This window comes from Streptomyces sp. 3N207 (assembly GCF_052246355.1).
In the GTDB taxonomy this organism is placed as follows: Bacteria; Actinomycetota; Actinomycetes; order Streptomycetales; family Streptomycetaceae; genus Streptomyces.
In genome coordinates this window covers 62,631-86,178 of sequence record NZ_JBQQBV010000026.1, presented here as the reverse complement: position 1 = coordinate 86,178, position 23,548 = coordinate 62,631, and the positions used below count along the sequence as shown (strand labels likewise).

Annotated in this window: 21 protein-coding genes and 1 pseudogene; 12 read left to right on the top strand and 10 right to left on the bottom strand. The window is 70.9% G+C overall.

What is annotated here, in order from left to right:
* Window positions 1–29: 29 nt before the first annotated feature.
* Window positions 30–467 (top strand): MarR family winged helix-turn-helix transcriptional regulator, encoded by a 438-nt coding sequence (locus ACTWP9_RS30625; RefSeq protein ID WP_443249569.1) that lies wholly within the window; start codon window positions 30–32, stop codon window positions 465–467.
* 75 nt (window positions 468–542) lie between these two features.
* On the opposite strand, the gene ACTWP9_RS30620 is transcribed toward ACTWP9_RS30625, so the two are convergent.
* On the bottom strand, window positions 543–1,046 hold the full coding sequence (locus ACTWP9_RS30620; protein WP_443249568.1) for a GNAT family N-acetyltransferase: 504 nt from the start codon (window positions 1,044–1,046) through the stop codon (window positions 543–545).
* Between the two features lie 43 nt (window positions 1,047–1,089).
* The gene (locus ACTWP9_RS30615) at window positions 1,090–1,563 is read right to left on the bottom strand and encodes a MarR family winged helix-turn-helix transcriptional regulator (RefSeq protein ID WP_443249567.1); all 474 of its coding nucleotides are present in this window, start codon (window positions 1,561–1,563) and stop codon (window positions 1,090–1,092) included.
* Between the two features lie 260 nt (window positions 1,564–1,823).
* On the opposite strand from ACTWP9_RS30615, the gene ACTWP9_RS30610 reads away from it, so the two are divergent.
* Window positions 1,824–3,167 (top strand): MFS transporter, encoded by a 1,344-nt coding sequence (locus ACTWP9_RS30610; RefSeq protein WP_443249566.1) that lies wholly within the window; start codon window positions 1,824–1,826, stop codon window positions 3,165–3,167.
* Here the strand turns inward: ACTWP9_RS30610 and ACTWP9_RS30605 are convergent.
* The gene (locus tag ACTWP9_RS30605) at window positions 3,164–3,673 is read right to left on the bottom strand and encodes a DUF2269 domain-containing protein (protein WP_443249565.1); all 510 of its coding nucleotides are present in this window, start codon (window positions 3,671–3,673) and stop codon (window positions 3,164–3,166) included. The genes ACTWP9_RS30610 and ACTWP9_RS30605 overlap by 4 nt on opposite strands.
* Before the next feature lie 151 nt (window positions 3,674–3,824).
* Here ACTWP9_RS30605 and ACTWP9_RS30600 point away from each other — a divergent pair, with 151 nt between their 5' ends.
* From ACTWP9_RS30600 to ACTWP9_RS30590, 3 genes and pseudogenes are all read left to right on the top strand, one after another.
* Window positions 3,825–4,535: an HAD family hydrolase gene (locus ACTWP9_RS30600; protein WP_443249564.1), complete on the top strand. Its 711-nt coding sequence runs from the start codon at window positions 3,825–3,827 to the stop codon at window positions 4,533–4,535.
* 211 nt (window positions 4,536–4,746) lie between these two features.
* The gene (locus ACTWP9_RS30595) at window positions 4,747–6,189 is read left to right on the top strand and encodes a globin domain-containing protein (RefSeq protein WP_443249563.1); all 1,443 of its coding nucleotides are present in this window, start codon (window positions 4,747–4,749) and stop codon (window positions 6,187–6,189) included.
* Between the two features lie 198 nt (window positions 6,190–6,387).
* Window positions 6,388–6,979, top strand: a pseudogene (locus ACTWP9_RS30590) (pyridoxamine 5'-phosphate oxidase family protein); the annotation flags it as partial.
* A 774-nt stretch (window positions 6,980–7,753) separates the two neighbouring features.
* Here ACTWP9_RS30590 and ACTWP9_RS30585 read toward each other — a convergent pair.
* Both ACTWP9_RS30585 and thiC read right to left on the bottom strand, forming a co-directional pair.
* A complete protein-coding gene (locus ACTWP9_RS30585; protein WP_443249562.1) occupies window positions 7,754–8,257 on the bottom strand; it encodes an NUDIX domain-containing protein in 504 nt (167 codons plus the stop codon).
* Between the two features lie 259 nt (window positions 8,258–8,516).
* Entirely contained in the window at window positions 8,517–10,319 is a 1,803-nt protein-coding gene (gene thiC / locus ACTWP9_RS30580) for a phosphomethylpyrimidine synthase ThiC (RefSeq protein WP_443249561.1), read from the bottom strand.
* Window positions 10,320–10,518: 199 nt separating this feature from the next.
* Here thiC and ACTWP9_RS30575 point away from each other — a divergent pair, with 199 nt between their 5' ends.
* Complete coding sequence (locus ACTWP9_RS30575; RefSeq protein WP_443249560.1) at window positions 10,519–11,985, top strand: YibE/F family protein; 1,467 nt, start codon at window positions 10,519–10,521, stop codon at window positions 11,983–11,985.
* A 28-nt stretch (window positions 11,986–12,013) separates the two neighbouring features.
* On the opposite strand, the gene ACTWP9_RS30570 is transcribed toward ACTWP9_RS30575, so the two are convergent.
* Both ACTWP9_RS30570 and ACTWP9_RS30565 read right to left on the bottom strand, forming a co-directional pair.
* Window positions 12,014–12,232 (bottom strand): DUF5326 family protein, encoded by a 219-nt coding sequence (locus ACTWP9_RS30570; protein WP_443249559.1) that lies wholly within the window; start codon window positions 12,230–12,232, stop codon window positions 12,014–12,016.
* Between the two features lie 154 nt (window positions 12,233–12,386).
* A complete protein-coding gene (locus tag ACTWP9_RS30565; protein ID WP_443249596.1) occupies window positions 12,387–12,704 on the bottom strand; it encodes a cupin domain-containing protein in 318 nt (105 codons plus the stop codon).
* A 48-nt stretch (window positions 12,705–12,752) separates the two neighbouring features.
* On the opposite strand from ACTWP9_RS30565, the gene ACTWP9_RS30560 reads away from it, so the two are divergent.
* The 4 genes from ACTWP9_RS30560 to ACTWP9_RS30545 are packed head-to-tail and all read left to right on the top strand — an operon-like array spanning window position 12,753 to window position 15,781.
* Entirely contained in the window at window positions 12,753–13,130 is a 378-nt protein-coding gene (locus ACTWP9_RS30560; RefSeq protein ID WP_443249558.1) for a phage holin family protein, read from the top strand.
* A 6-nt stretch (window positions 13,131–13,136) separates the two neighbouring features.
* Complete coding sequence (locus ACTWP9_RS30555) at window positions 13,137–13,631, top strand: low molecular weight protein-tyrosine-phosphatase (RefSeq protein ID WP_443249557.1); 495 nt, start codon at window positions 13,137–13,139, stop codon at window positions 13,629–13,631.
* A complete protein-coding gene (locus ACTWP9_RS30550) occupies window positions 13,631–14,554 on the top strand; it encodes a fructosamine kinase family protein (RefSeq protein WP_443249556.1) in 924 nt (307 codons plus the stop codon). Before ACTWP9_RS30555 ends, ACTWP9_RS30550 begins: the two co-directional genes overlap by 1 nt.
* Window positions 14,555–14,602: 48 nt before the next feature.
* Complete coding sequence (locus ACTWP9_RS30545; RefSeq protein WP_443249555.1) at window positions 14,603–15,781, top strand: cystathionine gamma-lyase; 1,179 nt, start codon at window positions 14,603–14,605, stop codon at window positions 15,779–15,781.
* 51 nt (window positions 15,782–15,832) lie between these two features.
* Here ACTWP9_RS30545 and ACTWP9_RS30540 read toward each other — a convergent pair whose 3' ends face one another.
* The 3 genes from ACTWP9_RS30540 to ACTWP9_RS30530 form a co-directional block, all read right to left on the bottom strand.
* A complete protein-coding gene (locus ACTWP9_RS30540; protein ID WP_443249554.1) occupies window positions 15,833–16,783 on the bottom strand; it encodes a hypothetical protein in 951 nt (316 codons plus the stop codon).
* Between the two features lie 264 nt (window positions 16,784–17,047).
* Window positions 17,048–18,244, bottom strand: coding sequence for a metallophosphoesterase family protein (locus ACTWP9_RS30535; protein WP_443249595.1), 1,197 nt, complete (start codon window positions 18,242–18,244; stop codon window positions 17,048–17,050).
* An 841-nt stretch (window positions 18,245–19,085) separates the two neighbouring features.
* Window positions 19,086–20,261 (bottom strand): LacI family DNA-binding transcriptional regulator, encoded by a 1,176-nt coding sequence (locus ACTWP9_RS30530; RefSeq protein ID WP_443249553.1) that lies wholly within the window; start codon window positions 20,259–20,261, stop codon window positions 19,086–19,088.
* Window positions 20,262–20,716: 455 nt separating this feature from the next.
* On the opposite strand from ACTWP9_RS30530, the gene hisC reads away from it, so the two are divergent.
* Together hisC and ACTWP9_RS30520 are read left to right on the top strand one after the other, a co-directional pair.
* Window positions 20,717–21,823 (top strand): histidinol-phosphate transaminase, encoded by a 1,107-nt coding sequence (gene hisC / locus ACTWP9_RS30525; RefSeq protein WP_443249552.1) that lies wholly within the window; start codon window positions 20,717–20,719, stop codon window positions 21,821–21,823.
* Between the two features lie 167 nt (window positions 21,824–21,990).
* Window positions 21,991–23,526 carry a cytochrome ubiquinol oxidase subunit I gene (locus ACTWP9_RS30520; protein ID WP_443249551.1) on the top strand — a complete coding sequence of 512 codons (1,536 nt, stop codon included), beginning with the start codon at window positions 21,991–21,993 and terminating at the stop codon, window positions 23,524–23,526.
* Window positions 23,527–23,548 lie beyond the last annotated feature (22 nt).

Genomic DNA, 23,548 nt, shown 5'->3' with positions numbered 1-23,548 from the left:
GATTCCCTACGGTCGCGTACGCTGGCGGCATGCCGGAGACGCCGCACGCCCCCACGCTGATCCGTACGCTGCCGAGCTGGTTGCTGGGCCGGGCCGCGGCGCGTGGACGCGCGCTCGTCGCCGAGGCGCTGGCCGAGGAGGGGCTGCGGATGTGGCACCACGTGGTGCTGGCCGCCGCCTCCGACCACCAGCCGGTTGCCCAGGCGGAGCTCGCCCGCAGCGTGGCGCTCGACCCCAAGGACGTCGTCGGCATCCTCAACGACCTGCAGAAGGACGGCTATGTGCGGCGCGAGCCGCACCCCGAGGACCGGCGCAAGAACGCCGTAAGCCTCACCCCCGCGGGCGAGCGCCTGCTCGCCCGGTGCGCCGCGGCGGCCGACCGCGCCAACGACGCGCTGCTGGAGGGCTTCTCCGCGCGCGAACGGGCCGACTTCCTGGCGCTGCTGGAGCGCGCGGCCCGCGTGTGAGGGGGCGGCGTGTGTGGGGCGGCGTGTGAGGGCACCCGCAAGGGGTCGGCCCGGTCCGTCCCGAGGGGGCGACCCTCAGTCCAGCGGCATCTTGAAGCCGAGGTGCGACGCCTGGAAGCCCAGGCGCTCGTAGAAGCGGTGCGCTTCGACGCGGGTGGCGTCGGAGGTGAGCTGTACCAGTACGCACCCCTGGCGCCGTGACTCGGCGACGGCCCATTCGATGAGCCGGGTGCCCAGTCCGCTGCCGCGCAGATCGGTGTGGATCCGTACGGCCTCGATGAGGGAGCGGGCGGATCCGCGGCGGGACAGGCCCGGGATGACGGTGAGGTGCAGGGTGCCGGCCGTCCTGCCGCCCAACTCGGCGATGACGAGATGCTGGTTGGCGTCGGCGTCGATCCGGTCGAACGCGGCGCGGTACGGAGCGAGATCCGACGGGGTCTCCCGGCCGGCACCGAGCGCGTCGTCGGCGAGCATGGCGACGATCTCGGGGAGGTCCTCGGCGGTCGCCCGGCGGACGGCGAACTCCTCGTCGGGCGGCTCCTGCGCGAAGTTCGCCGAGCCGGTGGAATCCGTGGTCATCCTCCGCACGATACGCCCAGGTGCACGTACTGCCCCAGGCGCCTCAGCCCTTGGACCGGCCCGTCGGCTGGGCGGGGGCGAGGGAGCGGACGGCTGCGGCGAGGGGGGCCAGTTCGGGGCGGGCCTCGGCCGCGGTGAGGGCTTCCTTGAGCGCGACGTCATGGGTGGGACGCGCCGCGTCCAGCAGGGCGTGGCCCTCCTCGGTCACGTCCGTGTAGATGCCGCGCCGGTCGTCGGGGCACAGATACCGCCGCAGCAGTCCGCGGTCCTCGAGCCGGGTGACCAGCCGTGTCGTCGCGCTCTGGCTGAGGACGACGGCGTCGGCGAGCTGATTCATACGGAAGTGGCCGCCGTCCCCGTCGTGCTGCTCGCTCAACACGTCCAGCAGGGAGAACTCGCGCACGCTGAGCTCGTGTGCGGCCTGGAGCTCCCGTTCGATGTGCGCCTCGATGCGGCCGTGCAGCGCCGAGAGCGCGCACCAGCTGTGCGCGAGACCGAGATCGGCGCGACGTGACATGAGGGGCTCCTCTCCTGGCGGCTCCTCGCCCCGCACGGGGCGTAGCTCCCAGGTTAGGCCATCCGTCGCTCCGCAATATCCGGCGCTTGCATATACCCCGCGTCTGCAATTAATGTCGACGCCTGTAATTGCTGACCGCGTGATCCCACGCGGTGATCCCGGGCGCGCTGAACCCCAGCTGCGCGGACCCGCACCTGCGCGGACCCGCGCCTGCGCGGACCGCACGCGCGCAACCCCCATCTGCACTGGAAGGCTCGCTCATGCCTCTCGCCCTGCTGGCGCTCGCCATCGGTGCCTTCGGCATCGGGACAACCGAGTTCGTGATCATGGGCTTGCTGCCCGAGGTCGCCGCCGAGTTCGATGTCTCCATCCCCACGGCCGGGTATCTGGCCTCCGGCTACGCGGTCGGGGTACTGCTCGGCGCCCCCGTCTTCGCCGTCCTCGGCACCCGGATCTCCCGCAAGCGGATGCTGATGCTGCTGATGGGCCTGTTCATCGTGGGCAACCTGGTCTCCGCGCTCGCGCCCGTCTTCGGCGTGATGCTCGCGGGCCGGGTCATCGCCTCGCTCGCGCACGGTGCCTTCTTCGGCATCGGCTCGATCGTCGCGGCCGGGCTGGTGGCCCCGCACCGCAAGGCCGCCGCCATCTCGATGATGTTCACGGGACTGACCCTCGCCACGGTGATCGGCGTGCCGCTCGGCACCATGCTGGGACAGCAGGCGGACTGGCGGCTCACGTTCCTGGCCGTCGCCGCGCTGGGGGTGCTGGGGCTGGTGGGCGTCGCCGCGCTGGTGCCGCGGGACGCACCGGACTCCGGGCAGGCTCCGGCGGCCGGCGGCCGGATCCGTGATGAGCTGGCCGCCTTCCGCAACGTCCAGGTATTGCTGGCGATGGGGATGACGGTGCTCGGCTTCGGCGGGGTCTTCGCCGCGATCACCTACATCGCGCCGATGATGACGGACGCCGCCGGATACGCCGACACCTCGGTGACGTGGCTGTTGGTGCTCTTCGGTATCGGCATGGTCGCCGGGAACCTGGTCGGCGGCCGGTTCGCGGACCGGGCGCTGCTGCCGATGCTGTTCACCGCGCTGATCGCGCTGGCCCTGACGCTGGCGGCGTTCACCGTCACCGCGCACGACAAGGTGGCGGCGGCGGTCACGCTCGCGCTGATCGGCGCGTTCGGTTTCGCCACGGTCCCGCCGCTCCAGAAGCGGGTGCTCGACCAGACGGCGAACGCGCCGACCCTCGCCTCCGCCATGAACATCGGTGCCTTCAACCTCGGCAACGCGCTGGCCACCTGGCTCGGCGGACTGGTGCTCGGCGCCGGCTTCGGCCCCACCTCGCCGAACCTGGCGGGCGCCGCGCTTGCGGTCGGCGCGCTGGTCCTGGCGGTGACCTCGGCACTGCTGGAGCGGTCGGCCGGAGTGCGGAACAGGGCTCACCGGGCTGCGCTTGTGCGCCCCGAAGGTGCGCGGGGAACTGCGCGCACAGCCTCCGGCCGGGAGGTGCCCCCACCAGCCACAAAGCCCCTGCAGCCTGCGACGTCGGGCCGGGGCACCGGCACCCCCTCGCCAGAACAGGAGCGAGGCGGGGCAGCAACCTAACCGCGGCTGCGAGCAGCGGAAGCGCGGCGGCGCCCCCGTTTCGTCAAGCCCCATGGCTTCAGCACCGAGATGACCGTCATGAACGTATAGGCGCCCAGCGAGACGACCGGCGGGATCACCAGCTCGTACGGCAGAACCGGGCGCCCGGCGAGCACATCGGCGAGCGTGCCGTCGATCCGAACGCGGAAGACGAGCACGCTCGCCGCCGCCGCGGCCAGGGTGAGCCAGAACTTGATCCACACCCACCGGTGGCGCGCCAGCCCCCACCTGGTGCCCAGCGACAGCAGCAGCCCGCTGACCAGGGTGACCAGGGCGAGCGGACCGAGCAGCCAGTCCGCGAAGAGCTTCATGGAGCGGTACGACGCCTCGGCGACCGCACCCGGACCGGTGAGGGCCGCGGTGAGGCCGAGCGCGAGCAGACACAGCGTCATGCCCAGCCAGCCGGCCGAGGCGCAGACGTGGAGCGCGAGGGTGCCTCTACGGGCACGTCGGGAGAGTTGCCGCATGCCACCGACTGTGCCGTCGCACGCTGCGGACGGCGTCTGACAGCGGGAGTATCGACGGATACTCGCTCCCGAGTACGTGGGCGCGGGGCGTTGCCCCCGATGCGTGCCGTCCCTCGCCCCTCGCCCCTCGTGCGGCCGTACGATCGCGGGTATGCATCCGGCTCAGCACGCGACCGCGCGAACGGCGCCGGGAGAGCGCCGTCCCCGGCTTCACCTCTTCGACCTCGACGGCACCTTGCTGTACGGTTCGGCGGCCTCGGTGGAGATATCCCAGCAGCTCGGTGTGGAACGCGAGATCCAGCAGCTCGAACGCGCCTTTGCGGAACGGAAACTGACACCTCCGCAGTTCGCACTCAGGGCATGTGCGCTGTGGTCGGAGCTCACCGACGAGATCGTGAGCGCCGCCTTCGCGGAAGCGCCATGGCTGGCGGGTATTCGCGAGGTGTGGGCGGACATCAGGGCCAACGGGGAGCGCTGTGCCGTGATTTCGCTCTCGCCGGATTTTTTTGTGCGCCGACTACAGAATTGGGGGGCCGACGTTACCCACGGTTCACAGTGGCCGGAGGTTCCGCGCGCAATTCCGAACGGAAGTACGAAGTATCCGATGCGTCCCCTCGATCCGGCCGGGATTCTTTCGCCGTCGTCAAAGGTGAAGATCGCGGAGGAGCTGTGCGCCCAATTCGGCGTCCGGCCCCAGGACTGCGTGGCATACGGTGACTCCCTGTCGGACGCCGAGCTGTTCGCCACCGTCCCGGTCTCCGTGGCGGTAAACGCCGATCAGCACGTACGCTCCCTCGCTTCGCATCACTACACCGGTCGTGATCTACGGGACGCCTACGGACTCGTCTCTCCGGCACGGTAATTCCGGTTCGTGTTCCGAATGACGGAATTCACCGGAACCACGAGCAGGGGTTGTGGCGTGAACGCTTCACGGTATGGTCGGTTCCCTCCCGCATCGTGCTGTAAGGACTGCAAAGGTTTCCTCGCTCGATGTTCGCAGGGGGCGGTTTACCGGAACTTTCGCAACACGGATGTGCACAGAACGTCCGGAAGAGGTACGAGGCGAGGCGAGCATGACCACCATGTCGGGCAGCGACGGTGCGTCCGCCGGTGGCAGCGGCGGATGGGGATGGTTCACCCCGGCGTCCGATGCCGCACCCGCGGAGCGCCCCGCGCCAGGCGCACTGGACGCGACACCGACCCCGCAGAGCACCAGAACAGCCGCGGCCGAGCCGGAAGCGGAACCGGAACCGGAAGGCGGACCGGCGGCGGAAGTGTCGGAACCGGCGGACCCCGCTCGAACGGCAGCTCCCGAGGCGGCTCCCGGCACCGTGCCGGCCCCTGCACCGACCCCGGCACCGGCCCCCGCTGCGGAACAAGCCACCGATTCCGAGCTGATCCGGACATCCATGGCCGAGCTGGAACACTCCGCCGGCGCTGCGACCGCGTACTTCTACGCGCTGCTGTTCGTCCAGTACCCGCAGCTGCGCGAGATGTTCCCGGCCGCCATGGACAACCAGCGCGACCGGCTCTTCCGCGCGCTGCTGACCGCCGTACGCCTCTACGACGACGGCAAGCTGCTCGGCGACTACCTCGCCAACCTGGGCCGCGGCCACCGCAAGTACGGCACCCTCCCCACCCACTACCCGGCCGTCGGCGAGTGCCTGATGGCCGCGATCGCGCGCTATGCGCCGAACAGCTGGGGCCCGCGTACCGAGGCGGCCTGGGTGCGTGCCTACACCGCGATCTCCCAGACGATGATCGACGCGGCGGCCGAGGACGAGCGCCGGGCACCGGCCTGGTGGGACGCGGAGATCGTCTCGCACGAGCTGCGCACCCCGGAGATCGCCGTGATCACCGTCCGCCCGGACCAGCCGTACCCGTTCCGCGCCGGGCAGTACACCAGCCTGGAGACGCCCTGGTGGCCACGGGTGTGGCGGCACTATTCCTTCGCGTCGGCCCCGCGTCCCGACGGGCTGTTGACCTTCCACGTCAAGTCCGTGCCCGCCGGGTGGGTTTCCACCGCGCTGGTGCAGCGTGCCCGGCCCGGCGATGTGCTGCGGCTCGGCCCGCCCGCCGGCTCGATGGTCGTCGACCACCGCGCCGACAGCGGACTGCTGTGTCTGGGCGGCGGCACCGGTATCGCCCCCATCAAGGCGCTGGTCGAGGACGTGGCAGGGCAGGGCAGGCCGCGCCCGGTCGAGGTCTTCTACGGCGCACGCACCAACCACGACCTCTACGACCTGGACACGATGCTGCGCCTCCAGGACCGGCACAACTGGCTGTCCGTACGCCCCGTCGTCGCAGCGGGCGCGGCGCAGGCCACGGCACAGGCGCTTGCCGGTGAACTTCCCGACGCGGTACGCAGATACGGCCCGTGGCCCACGTACGACGGCTATCTGTCAGGACCGCCCGGAATGATCAAAACCGGGGTCGAGACGTTGATCGGGCTCGGCATCCCGACCCACCGCATACGCCACGATTCCCTCGACGAACTGGTCGCGCAGGGGGCCTAGATGGTGGGGTGTTCGGATTGTGGCTGTCGAGGGCCGCGAATCCAGGTCCGGTTGCGGATCGGTTGACCAGGGCCGGCCGGTTGAGGAAAGGGACGAGTGGCGGCGTTGAGTGACGCGAACGGATACGGCGACGGGTCCGCGGGACACATAGCAGGCGCGGGCCACGGCGCGGACACGGACCACGGCCCGCCGCGGCGGCTGCCCGGCAGCGACGGGGAGCACGCGCTCCAGCAGCGGATCGGCTCGGACGGCCGCGCCAACCGGTTCTACCAGGACCAGGTGCTCGACCACCTCAACGAGCGGATGCAGGAGTTCACCCGCCGGCAGGAGATGTTCTTCCTCGCCACCGCCGACCGCCACGGCGAGTGCGACAACAGCTTCCGCGCCGGGCCGCCCGGGTTCCTGCGGGTGCTGGACGAGCGGACGCTGGTCTTCCCGGAGTACCGCGGCAACGGCGTACACGCCAGCCTCGGCAACATCCAGGAGAACCCCCATGTGGGCATCCTCCTCATCGACTTCCTCCGGGCGAGGATCGGACTGCACATCAACGGCCGTGCCGAGGTGCTGGACGACGCGGAACTGCGCCCCTGGGTCCCGGACCTGCCGCAGGACCCGGTGCCCGGACGGCGGGCCGTGCTGTGGGTGCGGGTCGAGGTGGAGGAGGCGTACATCCACTGCGCCAAGCACATCCCGCATCTCCAGAAGGCCCCGCGCCGCCCCGCGCGGGAATGGGGCACCGACGACTACAAGCGCAAGGGCGGCGACTTCTTCGGTGCCGCCCGCGACGCCCGCGAGACCCGCCGGGAGGCGGCGACAGCCATGGACGGAGCCTCGGAGCCGGAAACGGCCGCGGAGCCTGCGCCCGCCGCGGAGCCTGCGCCCGCTGCCGAGCCGGTGCCCGCTGCGGAGCCCGTCTCCGCCTCGGAGCCTGTGCCCGCCACGGAGCCCGCCGCGGAGGAGGCGGTCAGCGCGGTGCTCGGCGAGGACACACTCACGCTCGCGGCGCCGCCGTCGCCGCCGCCCGAACTCCCCGCGGTTCCCGGGGCCCCGCCCGCACCGGCGTCCGCCTCCGCCGACGCCGGCCCGGAGACACCGCAAGCCCCACCGGTGCAGCGAGCCCCCCAAGTGCCGCCTGTCCCGGCGGCGCCGCCGTTGCCCGTCGTGCCGCCCGCTCCAGCAACCCCGCCCGCGCAGGAGCCTGCGTACGAGCCGACGCGAGGACCCGCCACAAGCCCGGAACCGGCAGCCGCCGAGGCCGAGCCCGAACCCGAGCCCGAGCGTGATGCGGGACTCGAGCCCGCGTATGCCGCCGGGCCCACGCCGCTGCCCCGGCGGCGGCATGCGGCTGCCGCCCCGTCGGCCGCCGTTCCCGCCGCCTCCTCGGCGGTCTCCGCCGCCATCTCGGCGCGGTCCGGGAACGGGGAGCCCACCGAGCACGCCCGGGACATCTCCGCCTGGCGCCTGGAGGCCGAACGGGCGCTGGCCGAGGCACAGCGCCGGGGCCGCAGCGCGGAGTCGGACGAAACGCGCGAATCCGCCGGATTCCAGGGCTGGTTCGGATAGGTCAGCTCAGGTCGGGCGCGAGCAACGCCTGTACGCCCTCGATGTTGGCGGCGAGAAAGGCCCGCAGCGACGGCGGCACGACCTCCACGGAGGTGAGGCCCTCCGGGGTGAAGGGCAGCCGTACGATCTCGTACTCCCCCTGTGGCTCCTCCACTTCGGGTCCGTGCCGTAGGCGGGGGTCGAGAGAGACGAGCCGGCACACGAAGAAGTGCTGTACCTTCACTCCACCCGGCGTCTCCGCGGGATCACTCACCGTGTCCACGAATGCGGGCACCACATCGGTGATCCGGCCCCCCAGTTCCTCGGCCACCTCGCGGTGCAGGGCGTCCACCACCGTTCGGTCCACGTCGGGTTCGACACCGCCCCCCGGCGTGATCCAGTACGGCTCCTGACCGGGCTTGGTGCGCTTGATGAGGATCAGCTCCGCGGGCCGGCCCCGGCCGTCACCGGGGGCGAGGAGGATGGCGCGGGCAGTCCGCTTGACCACGGGACGTTCGACGAACATGCAGGAGGTCTGGCCCACAACAGCCCGGGCCAAACCCTCCGCTTTCGTCACTGTGCGTGGTGGACGATTAAATCTCCCGATAAGTCTATATCGATAAGTGATTGGACACTGACGCAGAGTCAACTACTCTTGTCGTCTGCGCAGCTTCGCGCGTAGAGCCGGGCAGCGCAGCGCACAGAGCCGGGCGGTTCGTGGCAAGAGGGGGGAGCCACGAACCGCCCTTCGCACTCAGCGGCGCCGGTTCACCGCGTCGTCGGGTTCACTGCGCCATCGGCAGATACACCCGGTTTCCCGCCTCCGCGAACTCCCGGGATTTCTCCGCCATTCCGGCCTCGACCTCCTCCATCGTCGCCCCGTGCTGCTCGCGGATCTCGTGGGAGATCTTCATGCTGCAGAATTTCGGCCCGCACATGGAGCAGAAGTGCGCGGTCTTGGCCGGTTCGGCCGGCAGCGTCTCGTCGTGGAACGCGCGTGCCGTGTCCGGGTCGAGGGCCAGGTTGAACTGGTCCTCCCAGCGGAACTCGAAGCGGGCGTCGGACAGTGCGTCGTCCCAGTCCTGGGCTCCGGGGTGGCCCTTGGCCACGTCCGCGGCGTGGGCTGCGATCTTGTAGGTGATCACACCCGTCTTGACGTCGTCCCTGTCCGGCAGCCCCAGGTGTTCCTTCGGGGTGACGTAGCAGAGCATCGCCGTGCCCCACCAGCCGATCATCGCCGCGCCGATGCCGCTGGTGATGTGGTCGTAGGCGGGTGCGATGTCCGTCGTGAGCGGGCCGAGCGTGTAGAACGGGGCCTCCTCGCAGACCTCCTGCTGGCGGTCGACGTTCTCCTTGATCTTGTGCATGGGCACATGGCCCGGGCCCTCGATCATGGTCTGCACGTCGTGCGCCTTGGCGATCCGGTTGAGCTCGCCCAGGGTGTCCAACTCGGCCATCTGCGCCGCGTCGTTGGCGTCCGCGATCGAGCCGGGGCGCAGCCCGTCGCCGAGCGAGAACGTCACGTCGTACGTGCGCAGGATCTCGCACAGCTCGCTGAAGTGCTCGTACAGGAAGCTCTCCTTGTGGTGCGCCAGGCACCACGCCGCCATGATCGAGCCGCCGCGCGAGACGATGCCGGTCTTGCGGTTCGCCGTCAGCGGTACGTAGCGCAGCAGTACGCCGGCGTGCACCGTCATGTAGTCGACGCCCTGCTCGCACTGTTCGATGACGGTGTCTTTGTACACCTCCCAGGACAGCTCCTCCGCCTTGCCGTCCACCTTCTCCAGTGCCTGGTACAGCGGCACCGTGCCGATGGGGACGGGGGAGTTGCGCAGCACCCACTCGCGGGTGGTGTGGATGTTGCGGCCGGTCGAGAGGTCCATGACGGTGTCGGCGCCCCACCGGGTCGCCCACGTCATCTTCTCGACCTCCTCCTCGATGGAGGAGGTGACGGCCGAATTGCCGATGTTGGCGTTCACCTTCACCAGGAAGTTCTTGCCGATGATCATCGGCTCGGTCTCCGGGTGGTTGACGTTGGCGGGCAGTACGGCGCGGCCCGCGGCGATCTCGTCCCGGACGAACTCGGGGGTGAGGTTCTCGCGGAGGGCGACGTACTCCATCTCCGCGGTGATCTCGCCCCGCTTCGCGTACGCGAGTTGGGTGACGGCCGTAGCGTTCCGGCCCCGGCGCGGCTGGCGCGGGCGGCCGGGGAAGACGGCATCGAGACCTGCCAGGTCAGCCGCTTCGCTCCGGAGCAGCCCACCGCGTGGGCTGGTGTGCTTGATGCCGTCGTCCTCGGGCCGCAGTTCACGGCCCGCGTACTCCTCGGTGTCTCCCCTCTGGATGATCCAGTTCTCGCGCAGCGGCGCCAGACCGCGGCGTACGTCGGTGTCGATGTGGGGGTCGGTGTACGGCCCGGACGTGTCGTAGAGCGTCACGTCCTTGCCGTTGGTGAGATGCACCCGTCGGACGGGGACCCGGATGTCCGGGCGTGGTCCTTGCAGATATCCCTTGTGCGAGCCGATCGCCTTCTCGGCCGCTGCGGCAGTCGCGTTTTCGGCACGCGCGTGTGCATCCTGCGTGGTCATGAGACCCACTCCCTACGCCGGCATTACCCGGTAACAGGTTCGGCGGTCGGCGCAGCCGTTTCCGTGGTGATTTCCACGGAGGTCAGCGCCCTCTCAGCCCCGTGCTCGGAGCTCCCGCGATGTGCAAAGGCGTCTCTACGCTAACGGCACACGGGCCGGACTGAACACCCCGCACGGCTGTTCTTGCGATGATCGGGCGGTGACCCACTCCGACGCCCCCGGCCCCGCGCACCCTCCGGGCCCCGCATCCGGCCCCTCCCATGCCCCCGGCCACGCCCAGGCGCACGCGCACGCACATGGGCCCGCCGCGCCCGTCTCCCGCCATCTGCGGAAGATCATCGCGGCCGTGCTCGTGCCGTTCGCGGTGGCGGTGCTGACGGGGTTGGTGGTGCTGTGGCCGGGGGGTGCGCCGAGCCATGAGCACGACCACTCCGGTGTCGGCTTCGACCGGCCGACGTTCGACGCGAAAGTCGTCAAACTGGTTGAAGTGGACTGTGAGAAGGCCAACATCCGCCAGCCGCCCGCCTCCTCGGGAGGCGCCGCCCAAACCCCGGGCGGCACACAGGAGAGCGGTGCCTCGAAGGGACCGTGCCGCAAGGCGACGATCGAGGTCACCGAGGGCAAGGACAAGGGCCATACCTTCACCGAGGCAGTGCCGCCGGACGCCACCCGCACCTACTCGGTCGGCCAGGGCGTCGTCGTCGGGTACGCGGAAAAGGCGCCGCGCAACCTCCAGTACAGCGTCGTCGACACCGACCGCGATCTGCCGATGGTGCTGCTCGCCGGCATCTTCGCGCTGGTGGTGGTGCTGGTGGGACGGCTGCGCGGGGTGCTGGCGCTGGTGGGCCTCGTCATCAGCTTCGCCGTACTGACGCTGTTCATCCTGCCCGCCATATTGCAGGGTTCGAATCCGCTGGTGGTGGCGGTGGTCGGGGGCAGCGCCATCATGCTGGCCACGCTGTATCTGTGCCACGGCCTGTCGGCCCGTACGTCGGTGGCGGTGCTGGGCACGTTGGTTTCGCTGCTGCTGATCGGGCTGCTGGGCTCGCTGTTCATCGGCTGGGCGCAGTTGACCGGCAACACCGACGACCAGACCGGTCTGGTGCACGGGCTCTATCCCGGCATCGAGATCCGGGGCCTGCTGCTGGCCGGGGTACTGATCGGCTCGCTCGGGGTGCTCGACGATGTGACGGTCACCCAGACATCGGCCGTGTGGGAGCTCCGAGAAGCCGATCCGGGGGCGAGTTGGCGTGGTATCTACCGCTCCGCGATGCGGATCGGGCGCGATCACATCGCGTCCGTCGTCAACACTTTGGTGCTGGCCTACGCGGGTGCGTCGCTGCCTCTGCTGCTGCTCTTCTCGATCGCGCGCAGCGATGTGACGATGGTCGCCACGAGTGAGGTGGTCGCCGAGGAGATCATCCGGACGCTCGTCGGTTCCATCGGGCTGGTCGCCTCGGTCCCGGTCACCACCCTGCTGGCCGCGCTCGTCGTCTCCGCCGACCGGAGCCGCCCCGGAGATGGCGCCCCGCACATGGCGGCTCCGCACATGGCGCCTCCGCCTCCGGGGGCTCCGCCGAGCATTCCGGCCCCCTCACCGGGAGGCCCGGCGGCCGCTCGCCGTCCCGCCGCCGGCGGTCGCGGCAGGCGCCGCAAGCCGAAGTGAGGGCTCTCCCTCCCAGGGAGTTGCGGGGTCACCAATCATTGCGGCTGGAGCCGCCGGCCTTGACGCGGCGGACGAGGTAGACCACACCGCCCACCAGGGCGACAAAGACCAGCACCTTGAACAGCAGGCCGATGAGGAAGCCGACCAGATTGGCGATCAGGCCGCCGAAGACGACCAGCGCGATCACCGGTATGACGATCCATGTGACCCACCACGGCAGGCCGGAGAGGGTGCCTTTCACGTCCATGACTGTGTGCTCCGTCTCTGAGAGTTTTCGAAGGCTTCGCGCCCTCTGACCTCGATGCTAGGGCGGGCCGCAAGGCGACGGAGCGGTGCGGGCCCCGGTCCTCCCCTGAATCCGACCCTGAGGCGACCCTGAAGTACGGCGGCCGAATGCCGCCTCAGCCCTCGGGGGGCGAGAAGACCACCAGGACTCGTAGGTCCTCCGAGATGTGGTGGAACTTGTGCGTCACCCCGGCCGGTACGTAGACGACGCTGCCCCGCGCCACATACGTCGTCTCGTCCCCGACGGTGATCGAGCCGCGCCCGCTGACCACGAAGTACACCTCGTCCTGGGCGTGCGGCTGCTGCCGGTCGGCGGCGCCCGCATCCAGCGCGTACAGGCCGGCCGACATATTGCGCTCGTGCAGGAACCGCAGGTACGCGCCGTCGTTGGCGGCGCGCTCCGCCTCCAGTTCGTCCAGCCGGAATGCCTTCAACGCTGTCCCCTCTCCCTGGCAGGGCGGCTGTTCTGCCACGATCTGAGTATGAACTTCCTCATCAAGACGCTGGCCAACGCAGCAGCCCTTGCCGTGGCGACCTGGCTGCTCAGCGATATCGAGCTGACCGGCGGTTCCGGAGGTGAGAAGGCGCTGACGCTGCTCGTCGTCGCCCTGATCTTCGGTGTCGTCAACGTCGTGGTCAAGCCGATCGTGAAGCTGCTGTCACTGCCTCTGCTGCTGCTCACGCTCGGGCTGTTCACGCTGGTGATCAACGCGCTGATGCTGATGCTGACCTCGTGGGTCGCGGACCAGCTTGACGTGAGCTTCCACGTGGAAGGGTTCGGCGCGGCCTTCCTCGGCGGCCTGATCATCTCGATCGTCGCGTGGGCCCTGCACTTGGTGCTCGACAGGGACCGGGACTGACAGCGCATGTACCGCGTCTGTTTCGTGTGTACGGGCAACATCTGCCGCTCGCCCATGGCCGAAGCCGTCTTCCGTGCACACGTACGGGAGGCGGGGCTGGACGGCCTGGTCGAGATCAGCAGCGCGGGCACCGGCAGCTGGCACCTGGGGGATGCCGCCGATCCGCGGACGACGGCCGTACTGGATGCCGCCGGCTACCCGCTCCGCCACACCGCGCGGGTGTTCGATCCGGACTGGTTCGACCGGAACGATCTCGTCGTCGCGCTCGACGAGGGGCATGCCGCCGAACTGCGGTCCATGGCGCGCAATACCGCCGAGGCCGCGAAGGTGCGGCTGCTGCGCTCGTACGATCCCGACGCCGATCCGGACGAGCTGAGCGTGCCCGACCCCTATTACGGCGGCTCGCGCGGCTTCGCGGAGTGCCTGGCCCTGGTGGAGGCCGCCGTTCCCGGGCTGCTGTCGGAGGTCGGCGCGGCGCTCGAAGCGCGGGAGGTCGGCTGATGGGCGAGACACCGCCCGTGAGCCGGAGCCTGGAACAGCGCGTCGCCCGGCTGCTGGGGTACGCCGTCGCGCACGCCGATCCGGTCGGCGGAGGCTCGATCTGTGATGCCTACGAGGTCTTCGGAGGCGTGGGCGGTGAGCAGGACGGGGGGCCGTTCGAAACGGTCTTCGCCAAGTCGCTCGACGCCGCCCCCGCCGACTTCTTCGCCGCCGAGGCAGCCGGACTCGCGCGGCTGCGTGCCACCGGCACCGTCCATGTGCCCGAGGTGTACGCGGCAGAGCGCGAGGTGCTCGTCCTCCAGTGGGTGGAGCCGGGGGTGCCCGACCGGGGGGCCGCTGAACGGTTCGGCCGCCGGCTGGCCGCGCTGCACGAGAGCCCGGCGCCGTCCTGGGGCACCCCGGGCGAGCCCTGCTACCTCGGGCCCCTGCCGCTGACGTCACCACCCAAGCCGGTTACGAAACCGGCCGCATGGCCCCGCTTCCACGCCGAGCACCGGCTGCTGCCGCTGCTGCGCGCCGCCGTGGACAGCGCCCACATCGGACCGCAGGACGCGCGGGACGTCGAGCGGCTGTGCGACCGGCTGGACGACGAGGCCGTCGCGGGCCCGCCGCAGCCGCCCGCCGTCATCCACGGCGACCTGTGGTCCGGCAATGTGCACTGGGCGGCGGACGGCCGGGCCGTGCTGATCGACCCGGCGGCCCAGGGCGGCCACCCTGAGACGGACCTGGCGATGCTCCAGCTGTTCGGCTGCCCCGAACTGCCCCGCATCCTCGCCGCGTACGAGGAGGTACGCCCGCTGCCCGGCCGCCAGGACCGGGTCCCGCTGCACCAGCTCCAGCACCTTCTCGTCCATGCCGTGCTCTTCGGCGGCGGTTACGGTGCACAGAGCGGCTCGGCGGCTCGCTCGGCGCTTCGCCCCTGAACCGAGCCAGGAGGCTGCGGCCCCTGAGAACCCTGCAAGGAGGCACCCATGACCGCACCGGACGATCCGCCCCTCACCGGTCCGCAGCTGGACTACGGGCCGGCCAACGACGCGGACGCCACCCGCGTGGTGCGGGCCGGGCTGCCCGCGGAGGAGCCGTACGAGCCACCGCTGCCCGGTCCGGTGTTCGCCGCGCACTACCACCTGCCGGGGGAGGTGGAGGGGGCGCCGTACGCGTACGGGCGGGACGCCAATCCCACCTGGTCGCTGCTGGAGCGGGCGGTCGCCGAGCTGGAGGCGCCGGGCGATCCGGACGCCGAGGTGATCGCGTTCGCGTCCGGGATGGGTGCGATCTCCGCCGTGCTGTTCTCGCTGACCCGCCCCGGGCAGACGGTGGTGCTGCCCTCGGACGGCTACAACCTGCTGGCCGCGCTCCACGAGCAGCTCGACGGTTTCGGCGTCACGGTGCGGACGGCCCCCACGGGCGGCGACGCACAGCTCGCCGAGCTGGACGGGGCGAACCTGTTGTGGCTGGAGACGCCCTCCAACCCCGGGCTGGACGTGTGCGACATCCGCAAACTGGCAGACGCGGCGCACGAGCGGGGCGCGCTGGTGGCGGTGGACAACACGCTGGCCACCCCGCTCGGGCAACGCCCTCTCCTGCTGGGTGCCGACATCTCGGTGGCCAGCGGCACCAAGGCGCTGACCGGGCACGGCGATGTGCTCCTCGGCTATGTCGCAACCCGCAACGCACAGGTCGCAGCGGCCGTACGCGGCTGGCGCAAGACGGTCGGCGCGATTCCGGGGCCGATGGAGGCGTGGCTCGCGCACCGCTCGCTGGCGACGCTCGACGTACGGACCCAGCGCCAGGCGGGGAACGCGCTCGCCGTCGCGGAAGCGCTGGCTGCCCGCCCCGAGGTGCGCGACGTCCGCCACCCGGGGCTGCCCGACGATCCCGCACATCCGCAGGCGGCCCGGCAGATGAGCCGCTACGGCTGCGTCGTCTCCTTCACCCTGCCTGACCAGGCATATGCCAACCGGTTCCTGGCCAATCTGCGTCTGGTGAACAACGCCACCAGCTTCGGCGGGGTCCGCTCCACGGCCGAACGCCGGGGCCGCTGGGGCGGCGACAAGGTGCCGGACGGCTTCGTCCGGCTGTCGGTCGGCGTGGAAGACAGCGCGGACCTGGTGACGGACCTCCGCCGTGCCCTGGACGAGACGGGCTGAGGCGCCAGGCCGTACGGGGATCAGGCCGTACGGGGATCAGACCGTACGGGATCAGGCCGTGGGGGTCTCCGGGCCGCCGTACTCGGGGCTGGAGTAGTCGGGGCTGCTGAAGCGCGGGCGGGAGTGCGTCTCCTCCGTCGTCTCGGACGAGGGGCGGCTGGAGAATCCGGGGTGCGAGTAGCCGAGCCGACTGCCTGGCTGCTGCGGCACATACGCCGTCGGGGCCTGCTCCGGACCGTTCGGATCGGCCAGCGCCTCGCGGAGGAACGGCACGATGCCCCGTTCGAGCAGTGCCTCGCGCCAGGCGGCGCGTGCCAGCGCCACCTCCTCCGCGAGGCGGCTGCCGCCTGGATCGGCACCCTGCCCGCCCCTGCCGGGGGCCCGGATGGAACTGGAGCCGTTGCGCAGCGCCGTGAGCAGCAGGCCCGCCATGGCCACCAGGATTCCGGCGGCGGCGAACGCCGCGAACACCCAGCCCGCGCTGCGGATCGGCCCCGCGACGGCGGGCTCCGGTGAGAGCATCCGCAGCGCGTACCCCAGCAGCAGGAAGATGACGGCGGCCGTGGCGGCCAGTACCGGAGCGAGCACCGAGACGACCGCCATCAGCCCGGCGCCGGACGCCTCGGCGAGGGATTCGCCGCCCATCGCGCCGACCAGCTTCTCGCTGACGCTGCTGCCGCCGCCCTGCCCCGGGCCGCGCACCTCGGCGGTGCTGTTCCCGCTTCCGGAACCGCGCGCCGCGACGCCCGAGACCGAGGGGGCGTTCTCCGGGCGGCGCAACTCCTCACGCAGCCGTACGAACTGCTGGTACTCCGCCTCGGCGCAGGCGGCTATCGCGGTGGCTGCGCTGAGCGCCATCGTGCGCAACTGCTCGGCGTTCAGCCGTTGTCCGAGCGCCGCCAGGTCGGGGCGTCGGTGAGCGGTTCGCAGTGCCTCGTCGAGGACCCGCTCGAACTCGGGCCGGTCTTCGCGCAACAGGTGCGGAGCGCTGTTCATGTGCATCCCCCGATGCTCCGTAGGGCCCAGGCGGCCGGTCGAGGGCGGGGCAGGTCAGCAGGCGGACAACTCGTCTCGGCAAGCCGATGGTAGAGCCGTTCCGGCGCTGCGTGACAGAGAGTTTCCAGAATTGACCCGCTACAGCTACGCCCCCCAGCCGATCATTTCTGGGAAAACACCTGCCCGGTTATCCGCGCGCGAATCAGAAGTGGTGTGGAACCACGCTTCGCGCGCCCCCGCCGGCCCGGTCCCCACGCCCCCGGAGCGGGGTCACTGCACCAGCGGGAGCTGCGCGATGAGGAGCTTTCCGGCCATGGTGACGCCGCCGTCCATGGCCACAGCCAGCCCGTCGGCGTACACATGCGGACCGGTGACGTTGGGCGCGCTCTCGCCGTCCTCGCTGTCGACCTCGCCCAGCAGATACGGGATCGGGCTGTGCCCGTGCACGATCCGCTTGCCGCCGAAGGTGTCCAGCAGCTCGCGTACGGCGGGCGGGCCGGCCGTCTCCTCGCGGAAGGCGAACCGCTTGGTGAACTTGCGGAACAGCTCCCAGGTCTCCTCCGCGTCGTTGCGCTGGAGGGCCTCGGTGATCGCGTCGTTGACGTCCTCGATCGTGCTGCCGTAGTCCAGGTAGCAGGTGGCGTCCGAGTGCACCAGCAGGTGGTTGTCGGCCAGCGCGATGGCGTCCAGCCGGGACATCCACTGCACATGGTGGTCGGCCAGCCGCTCCATGTCGGTGCGCTGGCCGCCGTTGAGCAGCCACGCCGCCTGGAACGAGGCCGTACCGGCACCGGAGTTGACCGGCGTGTCCCCGAACCGCTTCGCACCGAGCAGCAGCAGCTCATGGTTGCCCATCAGCGCCTTGCAGTACCCGCCCGCTGCCGCGGCCTCGGCGGACAGCTGCCGGACCAGATCGATGACGCCGATGCCGTCGGGGCCCCGGTCGGTGAAGTCGCCAAGGAACCACAGGCGCGCGTTGCCCGCGATCCAGTGGTCGTCCGCGTCGATGATGCCGAACTGGCGTAGCGCGGTGCGCAGTTCGTCGAGATAGCCGTGTACGTCCCCGACGACGTACAGCGGCCCCTCGCCGTCGTTGCCCGCCCCGGCCGGGAGCGGTACGTCCACCATCGTCGGCTCCGGCTTCCCACTTCCCGCGGCGGCCACCGCCTCGACCACCGGGAGATCCCGCGCGGTGGGGGTGTACTCCTCCGGCGACCCGTCCCCCACCGGAACCCCCACCCCGGCCCCTGCGGGCGTCGGTTCGGCGGGTGCGGGTGCGGGTGCGGGTGCGGGTGCAGGTGCGGGTGCGGGTGTGGGTTCGGCGGGCTCGGGTCCGCTCCGTGCCGCGAAGCCGCGCGGTACGGCGCCGTCGGCTGCCGAGGCGACCGGTGCGGGTACGGGGTCACGGGGACGGGCGTTCGGGGTGCGGGGGTCGGTGCGGGCGGAGCCCGGTGCACTCGGCGCCACCGACGGCTCGGCCGACCGCGGATCGAGCCGCCCGCCCGGCTCACCCGATTCACCCGGTCCGCCCGGCCCTACGCCGACGCCGACGGCCGGGACCCGCGACGCCGCTGGGGCCTCGGGCCCGCGTGGGGCCGTGGGCTCGACGCCCGGCGCCGGCTCGTGTGCCCTCGCCCCGTCGGCGGTCGGCGGAGCGGTCGGCGGAGTGGACTGGGTGAGCGCCGCTTTCGGACTCTCCTCCGCGGCCGTCGTGCTTGTCGCGGCCGTCGTGCTGGTCGCAGCCGCCACAGTTGTTGCAGCCGCCGCGGTTGTTGCAGCTGTCGGTGTTGTCGCAGCCGTCATGGCTGCCTGCTGCGGGACGCGGGTGCCGAGCGGCACCGTGGCGTCCTGCGCTGTCGCGGACAGCACCGGGGCGGAACCCTCGCCGTGCGTTGCCGTCCCGCCGTGCCATACGTCGGGTCCCTGACCGGCCCCCTGAGTCATCGACCCCTCCACCATCGCGCCGCCGCCGTGCACCGCAGGACCTTCCCCTTCCATGGGGCCCCGGTCGCTGGTCTTTCGGCCGGGGTGCCGCCCCAGGTCGGGAGCTGGTCCCGGTGTCGTCCTCCCCCGGCCTCCGCCGGGGTGCCCCCAATCATAGGAACGCTGGTCGCGGCTTGTGACGCACCTGGGGGCGCGCATTTGGCGAGGTGGCCCGACCCGGCGGGAATTCCTCCTGAATTCTCCGCTGACGTACCCTACGGAATCCGTGCCCAGGGACCCGCCCGGCCACGCCACGCCGCTCGGACCGGCGGTCGACCGGCCCGGCCGGCGCCCCGGCCCCGCCCGTTCCGCGCTCTTCTGGCTCTCATCCGGTCCTCGGGGCGCGGGGCGCACTGACCGTCGTGGGGGCGCTGCCGCGCCGGGAGGACGTACGGACGATCAGCTCGGTCGGCATCACCCGCTGGACGGGGCGGGCCGGGGCCAGCCCTTCGATGGCGTCGATCAGCAGCTGGATGACGGCGTTGCCGATGCGTCCCGGTTTCATCGACAGCGTGGTGATGGGCGGCGCCGTGGTGGCGTAGGCGGGGGACTCGCTGCAGCACACCAGCAGCAGGTCCTCCGGCACCCGCAGCCCGTAGCGGCGCGCTGCGGCCAGCAGGTCGGTGCCGTTGGGGTCGAAGAGGCCGTACACCGCGTCGGGGCGGTCGGGTCTGGCCAGCAGCCGGTCGGCGGCGACGGCTCCCGCACACGGGTCGTGCGCGGGATAGCGCTCGTAGACCGGTTCCTGACCCACCCGCTCGCACCAGTCCAGATACGCGGTGGTGGAGAGCCGGGTGTAGGTGTCGGTGCTGGTACCGGTCAGCAGTCCGATACGGCGGGCTCCGGATTCGGCGAGGTGGTCGAGGATGCCGCGAACGGCCGCCTCATGGTCGTTGTCCACCCAGGCGGCCACCGGCAGCGAGTCGCTGGGGCGGCCGTCGGAGACGACCGGCAGTCCGGAGCGGAGCAGTTCGCTGACGATCGGGTCCTGCGCCGAGGGGTCGACGACGACGGTGCCGTCGAGCGCGACGTTCGACCACACGTCCGGGCCACCGGCGCCCGCGGGTCCGCGCCGGGCCGGCGCGGGCAGGATGACCAGTGCGTAGCCGCGGTCGAGTGCGGCCGAGGTGGCGGCTCTGGCCATCTCGGCGAAGTAGGCGAACTCCGTGAAGGTGAACGGTTCTTCGCCGTAGGTCGTCACCGTCAGGCCGATCAGGCCCGATTTTCCCGTACGCAGCGTGCGTGCGGCGGCCGACGGGCGGTAGCCCAGCCGCTCGGCGACCTCGCGGACGTGGCTGCGCGTCGCGTCCGGGAGGCGGCCCTTTCCGTTGAGGGCGTCGGAGACAGTCGTGATGGAGACACCGGCTGCGGCGGCGACATCCCTGATGCCCGCCCGCCCGTTCAGCCGGGCGCCGCCGCGCGGCGGAAGGCACCTCCCGGCCGTGGGCGGGGGGACGGAGGCCGATGTCCGAACCGCCTGATGCTTCTCTGCTGCTGTCATGGCGAGCCGATCGTAGGCCCGGTGCATGCTGACGGCGGGGAGCGTTCGAGGGGCGTGCGGAGGCACGATTCTGCATGAGCCACTCTCGCCGACGACCATGGAAACCCCAGCTCGGAACGGGGGCACCCGGCGAGTGTCCGGCCGCGGGGGCGGGCTGGGCCGGTGTGGTGGCGAGGCGGCGAGGCAGTCTCAACTCACCTTCATGAGCGACGCGCGCCACCGCGCCCGCCACAGCGCGCGCGGCACATCGGCGCACGCAGGCGCACGCACGGGAGGGAGCACTTGTCGGCGTGCTCCGGGGAGGCCGACGCGGTCCGGGGCTGCCCGGAGTTGCCCGGGATCTACGCCGCGCGGGTGAATCCTCATAAGGTGAAGAGCATTGGCGCGGGACGCCGGAGGTCTCGGCCGACGAGGGCGACGAGGGCCACGAGGGCGACGACGGAGAAGGAGCAGCGGTGAGTGACAAGAGCGAGCGGAGTGCGGGAGGGCCCCGGCTGCGCGCGGCGCTGGAGGGCGTCCCCAGCTACAAGCCGGGGCGTCCGGCAGCCGCCGGCGGCCCCGTCTCCTACAAGCTGTCGTCGAACGAGAATCCCTACCCGCCGCTGCCCGGGGTGCTGGAGTCGGTGACGTCGGCTGCGGCGTCCTTCAACCGCTACCCCGACATGGCCTGCACCGGGCTGTACGCGGAACTGGCCGAGCGGTTCGGGGTGCCCGTCTCGCACCTGGCGACCGGCACCGGCTCGGTCGGCGTGGCCCAGCAGCTCCTCCAGGCCACGGCCGGGCCCGGGGACGAGGTGATCTACGCCTGGCGCTCCTTCGAGGCGTACCCGATCATCACCCAGATCTCCGGGGCCGCCTCGGTGCAGGTGCCGCTGACCGGGGGCGCGGAGCAGGAGGCGCACGATCTGGACGCGATGGCGGACGCGATCACCGAGCGCACCCGCCTCGTCTTCGTCTGCAACCCCAACAACCCGACGGGCGCTGCCATCCCCCGTGCGGAGCTGGAGCGCTTCCTGGACCTGGTGCCGGGCGATGTGCTGGTGGTGCTGGACGAGGCGTACCGCGAGTTCGTCCGGGACGAGCAGGTGGTCGACGGGCTGGAGCTGTACCGCGACCGGCCGAACGTATGCGTGCTGCGGACGTTCTCCAAGGCGTACGGCCTGGCCGGGCTGCGGGTGGGCTTCGCGGTCGCGCATGAGCCGGTGGCCGCCGCGCTGCGGAAGACGGCGGTGCCTTTCGGTGTGAGCCAGCTCGCACAGGAGGCTGCCATTGCCTCGCTGCGCAGCGAGGATGCGCTGCTGGAGCGGGTCGAGGCGCTTGTGAAAGAGCGCACACGCGTGCTCGCGGAGCTGCGTGGACAGGGCTGGACAGTGGCCGAGTCGCAGGCCAACTTCGTCTGGCTCCGGCTGGGAGAGCGCACCTCCGCCTTCGCGGAGCGCGCCGAGGAGGCCGGCGTCACGATCCGCCCGTTCCCGGGGGAGGGCGTGCGGGTCACCGTTGGCGAGACCGCGGCCAATGACATCTTTTTGCAGGTAGCGGCTGCTTTCAAGAAGGAGCTGTAGCTCTTTCCGCCGTGGGCGCTCGGCCCGGCCTCTCGGGCGGACCGAGCGCCCACGACCTGGTGAGGGGTACCCCCCGCTCACACGTCCGAAATGGGCGCGTCGTACGCTAGGTCTTGTGAATGTGAACTCATTCACGAAGTCTGCCGCGAGGTGAGGGAGAGAGCGACGTGACAGACCTTGCGTTGGCGCCGGAGACACTGGCGCGCTGGCAGTTCGGCATCACGACCGTCTACCACTTCCTCTTCGTCCCTCTCACGATCTCGCTGGCCACCCTCACCGCGGTGCTCCAGACGGCGTGGGTGCGGACGAACAAGGAGAAGTACCTCAAGGCGACCCGGTTCTGGGGCAAGCTCTTCCTGATCAACATCGCCATGGGCGTCGTCACCGGCATCGTGCAGGAGTTCCAGTTCGGCATGAACTGGTCCGCCTACTCCCGCTTCGTCGGCGACATCTTCGGCGCGCCGCTCGCCTTCGAGGCGCTGATCGCCTTCTTCATGGAGTCGACGTTCATCGGGCTGTGGATCTTCGGCCGTGACAAGCTGCCGAAGAAGCTGCACCTGGCGACGATCTGGCTGGTCGCGCTGGGCACCGTCGCCTCGGCGTACTTCATCCTGGCCGCGAACTCGTGGATGCAGCACCCGGTCGGCTACCGCCTCAACGAGAAGACCGGCCGCGCCGAGATGACGGATTTCTTCGGCATCCTGTTCCAGAACACCGCGCTGGCGCAGTTCTTCCACACCATGACCGCCGCCTTCCTCACCGGCGCCGCGTTCATGGTCGGTATCTCCGCGTACCACCTGCTGCGCAAGAAGCACATATCCGTGATGCGCAGCTCGCTGCGGCTCGGACTGGTCACGCTGGTGGCCGCGGGGCTGCTCACCGTCGTCAGCGGCGACCGGCTCGGCAAGATCATGTACGAGCAGCAGCCGATGAAGATGGCCTCCGCCGAGGCGCTGTGGGAGACCCAGGCCCCGGCGCCGTTCTCCGTCTTCTCCTACGGCGATGTCGACAAGGGCCACAACAAGGTCGCCATCGAGATCCCCGGCGTGCTCTCCTTCCTCGCGCACGACAACTTCTACGAGGCCGTCCCCGGCATCAACGACACCAACGCGCAGCTGAAGGAGAAGTTCAAGGCCGACACGGGGCTGGACGACTACCGGCCCAACATCCCGGTCGCCTACTGGTCGTTCCGCTGGATGATCGGCTTCGGGATGGCCTCGTTCACGCTCGGTTTCGTCGGTCTCTACCTCACCCGCCGCCGGTTCTGGCTGGCCGAACGGCTGCGTACCGGTGAGGACGAGTTGCCGCGGCTCGCCCTCACCAGGGACCGGGAGCTGAACCCGCGGCTGGGCACCTGGTACTGGCGGCTGTCCGTGCTCACTCTCGGCTTTCCGCTGATCGCCAACGCCTGGGGCTGGATCTTCACCGAGACGGGCCGGCAGCCCTGGGTCGTCTACGGCGTACTGCCCACCGCCTCAGCGGTCTCCCCCAGCGTCTCCCAGGGCGAGGTCCTCACCTCGCTGATCGCCTTCACGTCGCTGTATGCGCTGCTGGCCGTGATCGAGGTCCGGCTGCTGGTCAAGTACGTGAAGGCCGGTCCGCCCGAGCTGACCGAGGCCGACCTCAACCCGCCCACCCGGATCGGCGGCGACCCCGGCGCCGACTCCGATGCCGAAGACCGGCCCATGGCCTTCTCGTACTGAGCTCGTACTGACAGACAGGGGC

What these genes read in the sequence shown, in the direction of transcription:
- ACTWP9_RS30625 (WP_443249569.1), top strand. Translation starts at nt 30, where the DNA reads ATGCCGGAGACGCCGCACGCCCCCACGCTGATCCGTACGCTGCCGAGC.
- ACTWP9_RS30620 (WP_443249568.1), bottom strand. Translation starts at nt 1,046, where the DNA reads ATGACCACGGATTCCACCGGCTCGGCGAACTTCGCGCAGGAGCCGCCC.
- ACTWP9_RS30615 (WP_443249567.1), bottom strand. Translation starts at nt 1,563, where the DNA reads ATGTCACGTCGCGCCGATCTCGGTCTCGCGCACAGCTGGTGCGCGCTC.
- ACTWP9_RS30610 (WP_443249566.1), top strand. Translation starts at nt 1,824, where the DNA reads ATGCCTCTCGCCCTGCTGGCGCTCGCCATCGGTGCCTTCGGCATCGGG.
- ACTWP9_RS30605 (WP_443249565.1), bottom strand. Translation starts at nt 3,673, where the DNA reads ATGCGGCAACTCTCCCGACGTGCCCGTAGAGGCACCCTCGCGCTCCAC.
- ACTWP9_RS30600 (WP_443249564.1), top strand. Translation starts at nt 3,825, where the DNA reads ATGCATCCGGCTCAGCACGCGACCGCGCGAACGGCGCCGGGAGAGCGC.
- ACTWP9_RS30595 (WP_443249563.1), top strand. Translation starts at nt 4,747, where the DNA reads ATGACCACCATGTCGGGCAGCGACGGTGCGTCCGCCGGTGGCAGCGGC.
- ACTWP9_RS30585 (WP_443249562.1), bottom strand. Translation starts at nt 8,257, where the DNA reads ATGTTCGTCGAACGTCCCGTGGTCAAGCGGACTGCCCGCGCCATCCTC.
- thiC (WP_443249561.1), bottom strand. Translation starts at nt 10,319, where the DNA reads ATGACCACGCAGGATGCACACGCGCGTGCCGAAAACGCGACTGCCGCA.
- ACTWP9_RS30570 (WP_443249559.1), bottom strand. Translation starts at nt 12,232, where the DNA reads ATGGACGTGAAAGGCACCCTCTCCGGCCTGCCGTGGTGGGTCACATGG.
- ACTWP9_RS30560 (WP_443249558.1), top strand. Translation starts at nt 12,753, where the DNA reads ATGAACTTCCTCATCAAGACGCTGGCCAACGCAGCAGCCCTTGCCGTG.
- ACTWP9_RS30555 (WP_443249557.1), top strand. Translation starts at nt 13,137, where the DNA reads ATGTACCGCGTCTGTTTCGTGTGTACGGGCAACATCTGCCGCTCGCCC.
- ACTWP9_RS30550 (WP_443249556.1), top strand. Translation starts at nt 13,631, where the DNA reads ATGGGCGAGACACCGCCCGTGAGCCGGAGCCTGGAACAGCGCGTCGCC.
- ACTWP9_RS30545 (WP_443249555.1), top strand. Translation starts at nt 14,603, where the DNA reads ATGACCGCACCGGACGATCCGCCCCTCACCGGTCCGCAGCTGGACTAC.
- ACTWP9_RS30540 (WP_443249554.1), bottom strand. Translation starts at nt 16,783, where the DNA reads ATGCACATGAACAGCGCTCCGCACCTGTTGCGCGAAGACCGGCCCGAG.
- ACTWP9_RS30530 (WP_443249553.1), bottom strand. Translation starts at nt 20,261, where the DNA reads ATGACAGCAGCAGAGAAGCATCAGGCGGTTCGGACATCGGCCTCCGTC.